At 45.9% G+C, this 13,156-nt stretch carries 22 protein-coding genes; all 22 read left to right on the top strand.

The window, feature by feature from the left end:
• The first annotated feature begins 32 nt into the window (after positions 1-32).
• The 22 genes from panD (at position 33) to rplF (ending at position 13,146) form a co-directional block, all read left to right on the top strand.
• Positions 33-383 (top strand): aspartate 1-decarboxylase, encoded by a 351-nt coding sequence (panD, locus tag DQN70_RS01905; RefSeq protein ID WP_023941348.1) that lies wholly within the window; start codon positions 33-35, stop codon positions 381-383.
• Between the two features lie 75 nt (positions 384-458).
• Positions 459-1,802: a signal recognition particle protein gene (gene ffh / locus DQN70_RS01900; protein ID WP_023936943.1), complete on the top strand. Its 1,344-nt coding sequence runs from the start codon at positions 459-461 to the stop codon at positions 1,800-1,802.
• Positions 1,803-2,037: 235 nt separating this feature from the next.
• The gene (gene rpsL / locus DQN70_RS01895) at positions 2,038-2,430 is read left to right on the top strand and encodes a 30S ribosomal protein S12 (protein WP_036888070.1); all 393 of its coding nucleotides are present in this window, start codon (positions 2,038-2,040) and stop codon (positions 2,428-2,430) included.
• Positions 2,431-2,694: 264 nt separating this feature from the next.
• Positions 2,695-3,171, top strand: a complete 477-nt coding sequence (gene rpsG, locus DQN70_RS01890) for a 30S ribosomal protein S7 (RefSeq protein WP_023936940.1) — start codon at positions 2,695-2,697, stop codon at positions 3,169-3,171.
• Between the two features lie 9 nt (positions 3,172-3,180).
• Entirely contained in the window at positions 3,181-5,304 is a 2,124-nt protein-coding gene (gene fusA, locus DQN70_RS01885) for an elongation factor G (protein WP_023936936.1), read from the top strand.
• Positions 5,305-5,322: 18 nt separating this feature from the next.
• Complete coding sequence (rpsJ, locus tag DQN70_RS01880; RefSeq protein ID WP_036888069.1) at positions 5,323-5,628, top strand: 30S ribosomal protein S10; 306 nt, start codon at positions 5,323-5,325, stop codon at positions 5,626-5,628.
• Between the two features lie 32 nt (positions 5,629-5,660).
• Positions 5,661-6,278: a 50S ribosomal protein L3 gene (rplC, locus tag DQN70_RS01875; RefSeq protein WP_036888067.1), complete on the top strand. Its 618-nt coding sequence runs from the start codon at positions 5,661-5,663 to the stop codon at positions 6,276-6,278.
• Complete coding sequence (gene rplD, locus DQN70_RS01870; RefSeq protein ID WP_023936931.1) at positions 6,278-6,916, top strand: 50S ribosomal protein L4; 639 nt, start codon at positions 6,278-6,280, stop codon at positions 6,914-6,916. The genes rplC and rplD overlap by 1 nt, the downstream gene beginning before the upstream one ends.
• A 3-nt stretch (positions 6,917-6,919) precedes the next feature.
• Entirely contained in the window at positions 6,920-7,213 is a 294-nt protein-coding gene (gene rplW / locus DQN70_RS01865) for a 50S ribosomal protein L23 (protein WP_023936930.1), read from the top strand.
• 8 nt (positions 7,214-7,221) lie between these two features.
• Complete coding sequence (gene rplB, locus DQN70_RS01860; protein WP_023936929.1) at positions 7,222-8,046, top strand: 50S ribosomal protein L2; 825 nt, start codon at positions 7,222-7,224, stop codon at positions 8,044-8,046.
• 19 nt (positions 8,047-8,065) lie between these two features.
• A complete protein-coding gene (gene rpsS, locus DQN70_RS01855) occupies positions 8,066-8,335 on the top strand; it encodes a 30S ribosomal protein S19 (RefSeq protein ID WP_023936928.1) in 270 nt (89 codons plus the stop codon).
• 60 nt (positions 8,336-8,395) lie between these two features.
• Positions 8,396-8,806, top strand: coding sequence for a 50S ribosomal protein L22 (gene rplV / locus DQN70_RS01850; protein ID WP_023936927.1), 411 nt, complete (start codon positions 8,396-8,398; stop codon positions 8,804-8,806).
• A 6-nt stretch (positions 8,807-8,812) separates the two neighbouring features.
• Positions 8,813-9,562 (top strand): 30S ribosomal protein S3, encoded by a 750-nt coding sequence (gene rpsC / locus DQN70_RS01845; RefSeq protein WP_023936926.1) that lies wholly within the window; start codon positions 8,813-8,815, stop codon positions 9,560-9,562.
• A gap of 21 nt (positions 9,563-9,583) precedes the next feature.
• Entirely contained in the window at positions 9,584-10,009 is a 426-nt protein-coding gene (rplP, locus tag DQN70_RS01840) for a 50S ribosomal protein L16 (RefSeq protein WP_023941352.1), read from the top strand.
• Positions 10,010-10,027: 18 nt separating this feature from the next.
• Entirely contained in the window at positions 10,028-10,225 is a 198-nt protein-coding gene (rpmC, locus tag DQN70_RS01835) for a 50S ribosomal protein L29 (protein WP_023936923.1), read from the top strand.
• A 2-nt stretch (positions 10,226-10,227) separates the two neighbouring features.
• Complete coding sequence (gene rpsQ / locus DQN70_RS01830) at positions 10,228-10,485, top strand: 30S ribosomal protein S17 (RefSeq protein WP_111759316.1); 258 nt, start codon at positions 10,228-10,230, stop codon at positions 10,483-10,485.
• The gene (gene rplN / locus DQN70_RS01825) at positions 10,485-10,850 is read left to right on the top strand and encodes a 50S ribosomal protein L14 (protein ID WP_023936919.1); all 366 of its coding nucleotides are present in this window, start codon (positions 10,485-10,487) and stop codon (positions 10,848-10,850) included. Before rpsQ ends, rplN begins: the two co-directional genes overlap by 1 nt.
• A gap of 24 nt (positions 10,851-10,874) precedes the next feature.
• The gene (gene rplX / locus DQN70_RS01820; protein ID WP_023941354.1) at positions 10,875-11,195 is read left to right on the top strand and encodes a 50S ribosomal protein L24; all 321 of its coding nucleotides are present in this window, start codon (positions 10,875-10,877) and stop codon (positions 11,193-11,195) included.
• 11 nt (positions 11,196-11,206) lie between these two features.
• Positions 11,207-11,761 carry a 50S ribosomal protein L5 gene (rplE, locus tag DQN70_RS01815; RefSeq protein WP_394341827.1) on the top strand — a complete coding sequence of 185 codons (555 nt, stop codon included), beginning with the start codon at positions 11,207-11,209 and terminating at the stop codon, positions 11,759-11,761.
• Position 11,762: 1 nt separating this feature from the next.
• Complete coding sequence (gene rpsN, locus DQN70_RS01810) at positions 11,763-12,032, top strand: 30S ribosomal protein S14 (RefSeq protein ID WP_023936913.1); 270 nt, start codon at positions 11,763-11,765, stop codon at positions 12,030-12,032.
• A 148-nt stretch (positions 12,033-12,180) separates the two neighbouring features.
• Positions 12,181-12,579: a 30S ribosomal protein S8 gene (gene rpsH / locus DQN70_RS01805; protein WP_023936909.1), complete on the top strand. Its 399-nt coding sequence runs from the start codon at positions 12,181-12,183 to the stop codon at positions 12,577-12,579.
• Between the two features lie 15 nt (positions 12,580-12,594).
• The gene (gene rplF / locus DQN70_RS01800) at positions 12,595-13,146 is read left to right on the top strand and encodes a 50S ribosomal protein L6 (RefSeq protein ID WP_023936907.1); all 552 of its coding nucleotides are present in this window, start codon (positions 12,595-12,597) and stop codon (positions 13,144-13,146) included.
• Positions 13,147-13,156: the final 10 nt, after the last annotated feature.

Raw genomic sequence — 13,156 nt, 5'->3', positions numbered from 1 at the left:
CTTTGCGCGGATTTTAATCTATGCGGATGCATATGTATGTAGAAGTTCTTAAGTCAAAAATTCACAGGGCTGTAGTTACCGAGGCTAATCTTTCTTATGTGGGAAGTATTACCATAGATCAGGACCTGATGGATGCGGCCCGCATTCTGCCGGGGGAGAAAGTGCAGATAGTAAATAATAACAATGGGGCCAGGCTGGAAACTTATGTGATTGCTGGTCCTCGGAGGAGTGGCGTGGTCTGTCTCAATGGAGCAGCTGCTCGCTTGGTACAGCCGGGTGATATTGTAATTATCATGGCTTATGCCTGGATGTCTCTGGAAGAAGCCAACGACTTTGAGGCTTCTGTGGTTTTCCCTATGCCGGGAAATAAACTTCCGCAGTAAGTGAGAGATATCCGAAGAGTTAGGTCTTTTTAGACCCTGTTGTAGAAAAATAAAATCTAACCAGTATACATTCCTATGTTTGAGAATCTAAGCGAAAGGTTGGAGCGGTCATTCAAGATCCTTAAGGGTCAAGGGCAGATTACAGAGCTTAACGTGGCCGAGACGCTCAAAGACGTACGCCGAGCTTTGCTCGATGCAGACGTCAATTATAATGTAGCCAAGAAGCTTACAGATGAGATAAAAGAAAAGGCCATTGGTCAGAATGTCCTTACATCTGTTCGTCCTAATGAGTTGATGGTCAAGATCGTGCGTGATGAGTTGGCTGTGCTCATGGGGGGTACAGCTGCGGAGTTTAAGCTCGAAGGGAAACCTGCTATCGTGTTGATGTCGGGTTTGCAAGGCTCTGGTAAGACAACTTTCTCCGGCAAGTTGGCTTCTATGCTTAAACATAAGCAGGGACGCTCTCCTCTTTTAGTTGCTTGTGACGTCTATCGTCCGGCTGCTATTGAGCAGCTTCATATTCTTGGCGAGCAGCTGTCTGTGCCTGTTTTTAGTCGCCCTGATAGCAAAGACCCCATAACAATAGCTCGAGACTCAGTTGTTGAGGCTGAGAAGTTGGGCTGTGATGTTGTGATTATAGACACAGCGGGTCGTTTGGCCATCGACGAGGAGATGATGCAGGAGATTGAAGCAATCAAGAAAGCGGTCAATCCCTCCGAGACGCTCTTTGTTGTCGATTCGATGACAGGTCAGGACGCCGTAAATACAGCTCGTGAGTTCAATGAGAGGTTGGATTTTGATGGAGTTGTCTTAACGAAACTCGATGGGGATACTCGGGGTGGTGCTGCCTTGTCTATTCGTAGAGTCGTCGACAAACCAATCAAGTTTGTCGGAACAGGAGAGAAGATGGATGCACTGGATGTCTTCCATCCTGATCGTATGGCAGACCGCATATTGGGCATGGGAGACATTGTCTCTTTGGTAGAGAGAGCTCAACAGCAGTATGACGAAGAAGAGGCTCGTAAGCTGGAAGCTAAAATCGCGAAGAACCAGTTCGATTTTAATGATTTTCTGGCTCAGATTCACCAGATCAAAAAGATGGGTAACCTCAAGGATCTTGTGAGTATGATTCCGGGGGTGGGCAAGCTTATCAAAGACATTGATATCAGTGACGATGCTTTCAAGGGTGTAGAGGCTATTATCTATTCTATGACTCCGGAAGAGCGAAAGCATCCTTCTTTGTTGGATGGACGCAGGCGGAAACGTTTGGCAGAAGGCAGTGGTACTTCCATACAGGAGGTGAATAGGCTAATTACCCAATTCGATCAAATGCGCAAGGTAATGCGGCAGATGTCCGGAGGGAAGGGAGCCAAGTTGGCCAAAATGGCAGCTGCCAAGCATCAGCGAGGTCGCAGATGAAGGATTAAGAGTCTCTATTCTATTTTCGGTTACATAGATTTTCCGCTTGTGAGTATCCGTGTGGATACACCTCAATCGGGGAGTCCTTTGGGTGGGGGTATTTGTTCGTTTGTGAAATATCACTACCTTTGCCAGCCGATAGTATGCGTTTTTGTGCATCGGTCGGTGCTGGTGTGTGCTGTCTAGTATAGAATTGGGAATTAGTATTGATAGTTAAATAGGAGTAAAGTAAGAAATGCCTACAATTCAACAGTTGGTTAGAAAAGGCCGTACTACTTTCGAAGAGAAAGGTAAGAGCCCTGCGCTCGAAGCCTGCCCACAGCGTCGAGGTGTGTGTGTGCGTGTGTACACAACTACCCCGAAGAAGCCAAATTCGGCTATGCGCAAGGTGGCTCGTGTGCGCCTGACAAACGGCAAAGAAGTAAACGTCTACATCCCGGGCGAAGGTCACAACTTGCAAGAGCACAGCATTGTGTTGGTGCGTGGAGGTCGTGTAAAAGACTTGCCAGGTGTGCGTTATCACATTGTTCGCGGGACTTTGGATACCGCAGGTGTGAACGGCCGTACGCAGCGCAGATCGAAGTATGGGGCTAAGCGTCCTAAGCCGGGAGCTGCTGCTAAGAAGTAAGAAAATCTGCAGTTTTCGCGGAGATTTTTTCGTCTTTCGGAGTCGTTGCTCCGAGCTGGAGGGGCTGAGAGAGGCCTCGAAGGAGATTGAAGGGGAACTTCGGTCTCCAGATTCCACTCTAAGGAAGTGGTAAGTATTTTAAGAACCAGTTTTGTGTTCATTGGACAAGCTATAAAACCGGTTGAGTAAATGCTCCGGCGGGAGTGTTGAAGACAAGTTAACAGGCAACCAATCGACAGAAACGATTTTTTTGTTAGTACAACAATGAGAAAAGCAAAACCCAAAAAGCGTCAGGTACTTCCTGATCCTGTATTTGGTGATGTAAAGGTGACTAAGTTTGTTAATCACCTGATGTATGACGGCAAGAAGAATATTGCTTTCGACATCTTTTACGGTGCGTTGGATATCGTAAGAGGTAAGCTGTCTAATGAGGAGAAGAGCCCGCTTGAGATCTGGAAAGCAGCTTTGGATAATATTACTCCTCAAGTGGAAGTGAAGTCCCGCCGTATAGGTGGTGCTACTTTCCAGGTTCCTACCGAGATTCGCTCAGAACGCAAAGAGTCGATCTCTATGAAAAACCTAATTCTTTATGCACGCAAGCGTGGTGGTAAAACCATGGCTGATAAGCTCGCTGCTGAGATTGTAGACGCTTTCAATAACCAAGGTGGTGCCTTCAAGCGCAAGGAAGATATTCACCGTATGGCCGAGGCTAACCGTGCATTTGCTCACTTCAGATTCTAAGTAAAGATTATGTCCGAAAAATCAGCATTAGACCTGACGCGTAATATCGGTATCATGGCTCACATTGATGCCGGTAAGACGACTACCAGTGAGCGTATTTTGTTTTATACGGGTTTGTCTCACAAGATAGGAGAGGTGCATGATGGTGCCGCTACTATGGACTGGATGGAGCAGGAACAGGAGAGGGGAATTACAATCACTTCTGCTGCAACTACTGCATTTTGGGAATATGACAGTAAGAAATACAAGATCAACTTGATTGATACTCCGGGGCACGTAGACTTCACTGTCGAGGTGGAGCGTTCTTTACGTATCTTGGACGGAGCTGTAGCTGCGTTTTGCGCTGTGGGAGGAGTAGAGCCACAGAGTGAGACAGTATGGCGTCAAGCTGATAAGTATAATGTGCCACGTATCGCCTACGTCAATAAGATGGACCGTTCTGGAGCTAACTTTTTTGAAGTAGAGCGTCAGATGCGTGAGATATTAGGAGCCCATCCATGTCCTATCCAGATCCCTATCGGAGCAGAAGACACCTTTAGAGGTGTTGTAGACCTCGTTCGGATGAAAGCCATTGTGTGGGACAATGAAGCCATGGGTGCTAAATATGATGTGATCGACATTCCAGCCGATTTGCAAGCCGAAGCTGATAGCTGGAGAGACAAGATGCTCGAGGCCTTGGCTGAGTGCGATGATGTCTTGATGGAGAAGTACTTTGATGATCCTTCTACAATCACTGAAGAAGAGATCCGTTCGGCTATTCGTAAGGGAACCCTCTCCATGCAGATCAACCCGATGTGTTGCGGATCATCCTTCAAAAATAAAGGAGTGCAAACCTTGCTCGATGCTGTTTGTGCATATTTGCCTAGCCCGGTAGACACGCCCACTATTGAGGGGCATGATGTGAATGATCCGGAGCAGCTGATCTCTCGTAAGACTTCTCCTGAAGAGCCTCTTACTGCTTTGGCATTTAAGATTGCTACAGACCCCTATGTAGGTCGTCTCTGTTTCTTCCGTGTATATTCGGGTGAACTGCAGGCTGGCTCTTATGTCTACAATGCCCGTTCTGGGAAAAAGGAGCGTATTTCACGTCTCTTCCAGATGCACTCGAACAAACAGAACCCGAAGGAGGCGATCGGTTGTGGAGACATTGGTGCTGGTGTTGGGTTTAAGGACATTCGTACTGGTGATACTCTCTGTGACGAAAACCATCCAATCTCTCTTGAATCCATGGACTTCCCCGATCCAGTGATCGGTATCGCTGTTGAGCCTAAGACTCAGAAAGACTTGGATCGTCTAGGTGTTGGTTTGTCTAAGCTGGCAGAGGAAGACCCGACTTTCCGTGTAGAGACAAACGAGGAAACGGGCCAAACTGTGATCAGCGGTATGGGAGAGTTACATTTGGAAATTATCATTGACCGCTTGCGTCGTGAGTTCAAAGTAGAGTGTAACCAGGGGCGTCCTCAAGTATCTTACAAGGAGGCTATCACTACGCCGGTTGAATTGCGTGAAACCTACAAAAAGCAGACCGGTGGTAGAGGTAAGTTTGCTGATATTATCGTTCGCGTAGAACCAGCTGATTCGGATTTCGAAGGTTCGTTGCAGTTTGTAGATGAGGTGAAAGGAGGTAACATCCCCAAGGAGTTTATCCCCTCAGTGCAGAAGGGCTTTGCTAAGGCTATGGAAAATGGCGTTTTGGCAGGCTATCCTTTGGACAAGCTCAAGGTAACTGTAATTGACGGCTCATTCCACCCGGTAGACTCAGATCAGCTTTCGTTTGAGATTTGTGCTATTCAGGCTTTTAAGAGTGCTTCTGAGAAGGCCGGTCCTGTGCTCCAAGAGCCCATCATGAAGATAGAGGTTGTAACTCCGGAAGAAAACATGGGTGATGTGATTGGAGACTTGAATAAGCGTCGTGGCCAGATCGAAGGGATGGAGAATAGTCGTACTGGCGCTCGCATCGTGAAGGCGAAAGCTCCTCTGGCAGAGATGTTTGGATATGTAACAGCCTTGCGTACCATTACTTCTGGCCGTGCCACTTCCACCATGTCTTTCTCTCACTATGCAGAAGTATCCAGCAACATTGCTCGAGACGTTCTTACAGAAGTGAACGGCCGGGTAGATCTGATCAAGTAAAATACATAATCGATAATAATGAGCCAAAAGATTAGAATTAAGCTGAAGTCTTACGATTATATGCTTGTAGATAAATCTGCAGAGAAGATCGTAAAGACTGTGAAGACGACCGGTGCCGTAGTTAGCGGTCCCATTCCTCTGCCCACTCATAAGAGGATCTTCACTGTGAATCGCTCTACATTTGTGAACAAGAAATCACGTGAGCAGTTTGAACTCTCTTCCTACAAGAGACTTATTGACATCTACAACGCTACAGCGAAGACGGTAGATGCGTTGATGAAGTTGGAGCTTCCTAGTGGAGTAGAGGTTGAAATCAAGGTTTGATCATAGGACAATCCTGTAAATAGTAAAAAGAAATGCCAGGTTTATTAGGAAAGAAAATCGGAATGACATCCGTTTTCAGTGCCGATGGAAAGAATCTTCCATGCACTGTTATCGAAGTAGGTCCTTGTGTGGTGACCCAAGTCAAAACCCTGGAGAAGGATGGCTACGAAGCTGTACAAATTGGCTTCATGGAAGCAAAGGAGAAAAATACCTCCAAGCCGATGGCCGGACATTTTCAGAAGGCTGGGACAACCCCCAAGAGACACTTGGCCGAGTTCAAAGATTTTGAGAATACACCCAATCTGGGAGATGTATTGGATGTGCAGTTCTTCGAAGGAACCAACTATGTGGATGTGATAGGGACTTCCAAAGGAAAGGGATTTCAGGGAGTTGTTAAGCGTCATGGTTTCGGTGGTGTAGGTCAGACAACTCATGGTCAGCACAACCGTTTGCGTGCCCCGGGTGCGATTGGTGCCTGTTCGTATCCTGCGAAAGTTTTCAAAGGGATGCGTATGGCCGGCCAGACCGGAAACCAGCGTGTGACGGTACAGAACCTCGAAGTGATTAAGATTATGCCCCAGCACAATTTACTGCTTGTAAAAGGTAGTGTGCCTGGAGCCAAAGGTTCAATCCTTCTAATCGAAAAGTAATGGAACTGAGTGTATATAATATCAAGGGTGAAGATACTGGTCGTAAGGTCGTTTTGGACGATTCTGTCTTTGCTATCGAACCCAATGACCATGCGATTTACCTCGCTGTAAGGCAGTACATGGCTAACCAACGTCAGGGTACTCATAAAGCCAAGGAACGCTCGGAGCTGTCCGGTAGCACGCGTAAATTGATTCGCCAGAAAGGTGGTGGTGGAGCTCGCAGGGGGGATATCAATTCTCCTCTCTTAGTGGGTGGTGCTCGTGTGTTTGGCCCCAGACCTCGTAGCTATGGCTTCAAACTGAACAAGAAGCTTAAGGCTCTTGCTCGGAAGTCAGCTCTTACTTATAAGGCTCGTAAGGGAGAGATCAAGGTAATTGAGAACATTGAGATGGAAGCCCCAAAAACCAGAGATTTTGTTTCTATCAACAAGGCTTTGGGTTTGGAGAATATGAAGACTCTGTATGTTTTTGATGAGATTGCGCAAACTGTCTATCTGTCGGCTCGCAATCTTCCTAGGACGGCTCTTATTCGTGCTTCTCAGTTGAATACATATGCTGTGTTGAACAATGCAGTGCTGGTGCTTACTGAACAGTCTGTAGACTTGCTCAATCAACAACTTAAGGCAAAAGGAGAATAAGCAATGGGAATCATCATTAAACCGATTATTAGTGAGAAAATGACTGCTATCACCGAGAAGATGCCCCAGAGGTATGCTTTTCGCGTTTCTCCTACAGCCAACAAGATTGAGATAGCAAAAGCCATAGAGGCAATGTACAATGTAAAGGTCGAGTCTGTCAATACCATGAGGTATACCGGCAAGTCCAAGAATCGCTATACTCGTAGTGGCCTTATAGAAGGGCGTGCAGCTTCTTTCAAGAAAGCTGTCGTGACACTGAAGGAAGGTGATGTAATCGACTTTTTCAGTAATATCTAAGCAAAGTAATGGGAACACGTAAATTGAAGCCCACTAGCCCGGGGCAAAGACATAAGATTATTGGAGCTTTCGATACAATCACTGCGTCGGCTCCAGAGAAGTCTCTTGTTGTTGGTCGGAGAAAATCCGGTGGCCGTAACAACACTGGTAAGATGACCATGCGTTACATTGGTGGAGGTCATAAGCAACGCTACCGTTTGATTGACTTTAAGAGAAGGAAAGATGGCATCCCTGCTACCGTCAAGACTATCGAATACGACCCTAACCGTTCTGCTCGTATTGCTCTGCTCTACTATGCAGATGGAGAAAAGTCCTATATCGTAGCTCCAGATGGTTTGGAAGTAGGCCAAACAGTGATGTCTGGGGAAATGGCTGCTCCAGAAATTGGTAACGCTCTCCCTCTAGCCAAAATCCCTGTAGGTACGATTATCCACAATATTGAACTCAGACCTCAACAGGGAGGTAAGCTCGTTCGTTCGGCTGGAACGTTTGCTCAGTTGACCTCTCGTGAAGAAAAGTATGTGGTGATTCGTATGCCGTCTGGTGAGACTCGCCGAATATTGTCGGCTTGTAAGGCTACTATCGGAGGAATAGGAAATAAGGATCATAGCCTTGAGTGTTCGGGTAAGGCTGGACGTACCCGTTGGCTTGGTCGCAGACCTCGTGTGCGTGGCGTGGCTATGAACCCTGTAGATCACCCTATGGGTGGTGGTGAAGGCCGTGCATCCGGAGGACATCCTCGCTCTCGTAAGGGCTTGTATGCAAAGGGTCTTAAGACTCGTGCTCCGAAGAAGCATTCGTCTAAGTATATCATCGAAAGGAGAAAGAAATAAAGTTTAAATCACACGAATTATGAGTCGTTCAATTAAGAAAGGCCCCTATATCAACCTGAAGCTGGAAAAGAAGGTTCTCGCTATGAACGAGAGCGGTAAGAAGGCCGTGGTTAAGACTTGGGCAAGAGCATCGATGATATCTCCAGACTTTGTAGGGCATACCATAGCGGTGCATAATGGAAATAAATTCATTCCTGTATTTGTAACGGAGAATATGGTTGGTCACAAGTTGGGTGAATTTGCTCCAACTCGTACTTTCCGAGGTCATGCTGGTAATAAGAAGAAATAATCTTTCGGTTGAGATTATTTGACAATAACTCAGGAAACTGATCAAAAAACAATTAGAACAATGGGTGCTAGAAAAAGAATATCAGCCGAAAGAAGAAGGGAAGCACTTCGTGCTGTGTCCTTTGCACAGCTCAGGAATGTGCCTACTTCTCCCCGTAAGATGCGCTATGTAGCAGATATGGTGCGAGGGATGGAAGTAGATAGAGCTTTGGGCGTGTTACGTTTTTCTCAAAAAGAAGCTGCAGCTCGTGTGGAAAAACTACTTCGTTCGGCTATTGCAAACTGGGAAGAAAAGAATCAGCGCAAGGCTGAGGCTGGGGAACTCTATGTTTCTCGTATAACTGTAGACGAAGGCATGATGCTTAAGCGTCTGAGACCGGCTCCTCAGGGTAGAGGATATCGTATTCGCAAAAGATCAAATCATGTGACTCTCTTTGTGGATGCTGTTAGTAACAACGAAACCAATAATTGATGTAGGATGGGACAGAAAACAAATCCAATTAGCAACCGCCTTGGTATCATTAGAGGATGGGATTCCAACTGGTTCGGTGGTCGCAATTATGGGGAAACATTGCTGGAGGATAGTAAGATACGTCGCTATCTGGATGCCCGTCTTGCAAAGGCCAGTGTGTCGAGAGTGGTTATTGAACGGGCCCTTAAGTTGGTTACCGTTACGATTTGCACTTCCAGACCAGGTCTGATTATTGGCAAGGGAGGTCAGGAGGTTGATAAGCTCAAAGAGGAGCTGAAGTCTCTTACAGACAAGAAAGATGTCCAGATCAATATTTTCGAAATACGGAAGCCTGAGCTCGACGCAAAGATCGTTGCGGATGGTATTGCTCGTCAGCTTGAAGGTAAAATTAACTACCGTAGGGCTATCAAGATGGCTATTGCTTCCTCTATGCGTATGGGAGCGGAAGGCATCAAGGTGCAGCTTTCTGGTAGATTGAATGGGGCAGAAATGGCTCGCTCAGAGATGTACAAAGAAGGACGTACCCCTCTGCATACTCTACGTGCGGACATTGATTATGCACAGGCTGAGGCCTTGACCAAGGTTGGCTTGATTGGTGTAAAGGTTTGGATTTGCAAGGGAGAGGTCTATGAGAAGCGCGATCTTGCCCCTTCATTTGCAGTTGCCAAGAATGCTGGTCGTCGTGATCCTTTGGGTCGTGGAGACCGGGAGCGTGGGGGCCGTCGTCGCGGTGGAGCCAGAAGAGGTAATCGCTAACATTTATAAGTAACTAAGGAAATGTTACAACCTAAGAAAACAAAATTCAGAAGAGCTCAAAAAGGGCGCATGAAAGGCAATGCTCAGCGTGGCAACCAGCTTGCTTTTGGCTCATTTGGGATCAAATCCCTGCAAAGTAAGTGGATTACAGGTCGCCAAATAGAGGCTGCTCGTATTGCTGTAACCAGATATATGCAACGTCAGGGTCAAGTGTGGGTTAGAATCTTCCCAGATAAGCCGATTACCAAGAAACCTGCTGAGGTGCGTATGGGTAAGGGGAAAGGTTCTCCGGAAGGTTTTGTGGCCCCTGTGACTCCTGGTCGCATGATTTTTGAGATTGAGGGTGTAAGCTATGAAGTGGCAAAGGAGGCTCTGCGCTTGGCTGCTCAGAAGTTGCCTGTGACTACTAAATTCGTAGTGCGCCGTGATTATGACTTTGCTAAATAAACAATACGTATAGGGTATATGAAAATTGCAGAAATCAAGGAACTGAGTACATCTGAATTGCAGGAGCGTTTGGCGGCTGTAAGTGCAGAGTACAACCAGATGCGTATTAATCATTCAGTCTCTCCGTTGGACAATCCTGCTCAATTGACCAAGTTGCGTCGCACGATAGCAAGGATGAAAACAGTTCTTACGGAACGTAATAACAACAACGACTGATTATAATGGATAGAAATCTCAGAAAAGAACGTATGGGTGTGGTGTCCAGTAATCTTATGGACAAGACAGTCACTGTTTCGGTGAAATGGAAGGAAAAACACCCGATATATGGTAAGTTTGTCAATAAGACGAAGAAGTACCATGCTCATGATGAGAAAAATGAGTGTAATATAGGCGATACCGTACGCATTATGGAAACTCGCCCTCTCAGTCGCTCAAAGCGTTGGAGAGTAATAGAAATAGTTGAAAGGGCTAAATAATGATACAGCAGGAATCTCGTCTTTCCGTAGCAGATAATAGTGGAGCTCGTGAGGTGTTGTGTATCCGCGTTTTAGGAGGTACACGTCGTCGTTATGCCTCTGTGGGTGATATCATTGTCGTTTCCGTAAAGAGTGTAATACCTTCCAGTGATGTGAAGAAGGGGGCGGTGTCTAAGGCTATCATTGTACGTACAAAGAAGGAGGTGCGTCGTCCTGATGGCTCTTACATCCGTTTCGATGATAATGCTTGTGTGTTGCTGAACAATGCCGGAGATATGAGAGGTAGCCGTATTTTTGGTCCTGTAGCTCGCGAGCTTCGTGCCAAGAATATGAAAATTGTATCTCTTGCTCCTGAAGTTCTTTAACCATCTCAAATCGACAACAGTAAAATGAGTAAGTTACATATAAAGAAGGGCGATACTGTGATGGTAAATGCCGGCGAAGACAAGGGCAAGACCGGACGTGTCTTGCAGGTCTTAGTTGACAAGAATAGAGCCATCGTGGAAGGCTTGAATATCATTTCGAAGCATGCAAAGCCCTCTGCAAGCAATCCTCAAGGAGGAATAGAGAAGAAGGAAGCACCTATACATCTCTCAAATTTGAATGTCGTTGATCCTAAGTCTGGAAAGGGAACTAGGATTGGTCGGAGAGTCGGTGCTAATGGAAGATTAGTACGTTATTCCAAAAAATCTGGGGAGGAGATTAAGTGATGAGCCAAGTGATGACAGCAAATCTCAAGAAAGAATACGACGAGCGAATAATTCCGGCTCTTCAGAAGCAGTTTGGTTACTCTTCTGTGATGCAGGTACCTGTACTCAAGAAGATTGTTATCAATCAGGGTTTGGGTATGGCGACTGCGGATAAGAAGATTATTGATGTCGCTATCAATGAACTCACAGCTATTACTGGTCAGAAGGCAGTTGCTACATTCTCCAAGAAGGATATTTCCAACTTCAAACTCAGAAAGCGTATGCCGATTGGTGTCATGGTTACCCTTCGACGCGAGCAGATGTATGAGTTTCTGGAGCGCTTGATTCGTGTAGCTTTGCCTCGTATTCGCGACTTCAAGGGCATCGAAAGTAAGTTTGATGGCCGTGGTAATTATACTTTGGGGATCGAGGAGCAAATCATATTTCCTGAGATAAATCTTGACTCGGTGACCAAGATATTAGGAATGAATATTACCTTTGTAACCTCTGCGCTTACAGATGAGGAAGGCTATGCTCTTTTGAAAGAGTTTGGTCTGCCTTTCAAGAATGCGAAAAAAGAAAATTGATATGGCAAAAGAATCAATGAAGGCTCGGGAAGTAAAGCGAGCCAAACTCGTAGAAAAGTATGCCGAGAAGCGTAAGCGTCTTAAGGCGGAAGGTCTCTACGAGGAACTTCAGTCGCTTCCTCGTAACGCTTCCCCCGTCCGTCTCCATAATCGTTGTTCTATGACAGGTCGTCCCAAAGGCTATATGAGACAGTTTGGTATTTCTCGTATACAGTTTAGGGAAATGGCCTCGAAGGGACTCATCCCGGGGGTCAAGAAAGCAAGTTGGTAAGCTATAGATTGACTTTTCTCTTGCTCGTTTTGGCTTGGGAGGTGCTGCACTTGTATCGATGTCGATTTTGTGCAGGGTTTGCCAAGCTGAAATGGGCCTATGTTAAATATTGTCTGGCTTAGAACAGATCAATTTAATCAATAACAAAATGACAGATCCTATTGCAGATTATTTGACGCGGTTGCGGAACGCTATCGGAGCTAAGCATCGGGTAGTAGAGATACCTGCGTCCAATCTAAAGAAAGAGATCACTAAGATTCTCTTCGAAAAAGGGTACATCTTGAACTATAAGTTCGAGGAAGGAGATGCCCCTCAGGGAACAATTAAGGTTGCTCTCAAGTATGACCTTAAGAACAAATCAAATGCGATCAAGTGTCTTAAACGAGTTTCTCGACCGGGCTTGCGTCGTTATGTTGGCTACAGAGAGATGCCTCGAGTTCTTAATGGCTTGGGTATCGCTATCCTTTCAACGAGTAAGGGTGTGATGACTGACAAGGAGGCCAATGACCTCAAGGTTGGTGGTGAGGTGTTGTGTTATATTTATTGATGAAGGAGTAAGCTTATGTCTAGAATAGGAAAAATGCCCATAGCCATACCAGCGGGAGTGACGGTTTCTCTAGTAGATGAAGTCGTGACAGTAAAAGGTCCCAAAGGAGAGCTTTCTCAGAAGATAGACCCTCGTATTACCATGGAGATTGAGGATGATCACATATTGTTTTCACGTCATAGTGAAGAGAGAGAGGATCGCTCATTGCATGGCTTGTATAGATCTCTGGTTAATAATATGGTCGTAGGTGTAAGTCAGGGGTACAGCCGTACACTGGAATTGGTGGGTGTTGGTTACCGTGCCGCCAATAACGGACAGATCTTAGAGTTGTCTTTGGGATTTACCCATGCGATTTATTTCCAATTGCCAGCAGAAGTTAAAGTAGAGGCAAAGACTGAACGAAACAAAAACCCTCTCATCACTCTTGAATGTGCAGATAAGCAGCTTCTCGGCCAAATTTGTAATAAGATTCGATCTTTCCGTAAGCCGGAGCCATATAAGGGCAAGGGCGTGAAGTTTGTTGGTGAAGAAATTCGTCGCAAATCAGGAAAAGTCGCTGGTAAGTAACACCCAAAAA

It is taken from the genome of Porphyromonas crevioricanis (assembly GCF_900476255.1).
Classification (GTDB): Bacteria; Bacteroidota; Bacteroidia; order Bacteroidales; family Porphyromonadaceae; genus Porphyromonas; species Porphyromonas crevioricanis.
The sequence above is the reverse complement of the archived record's forward strand: the minus strand, read 5'-3'. Positions and strand labels throughout refer to the sequence as shown.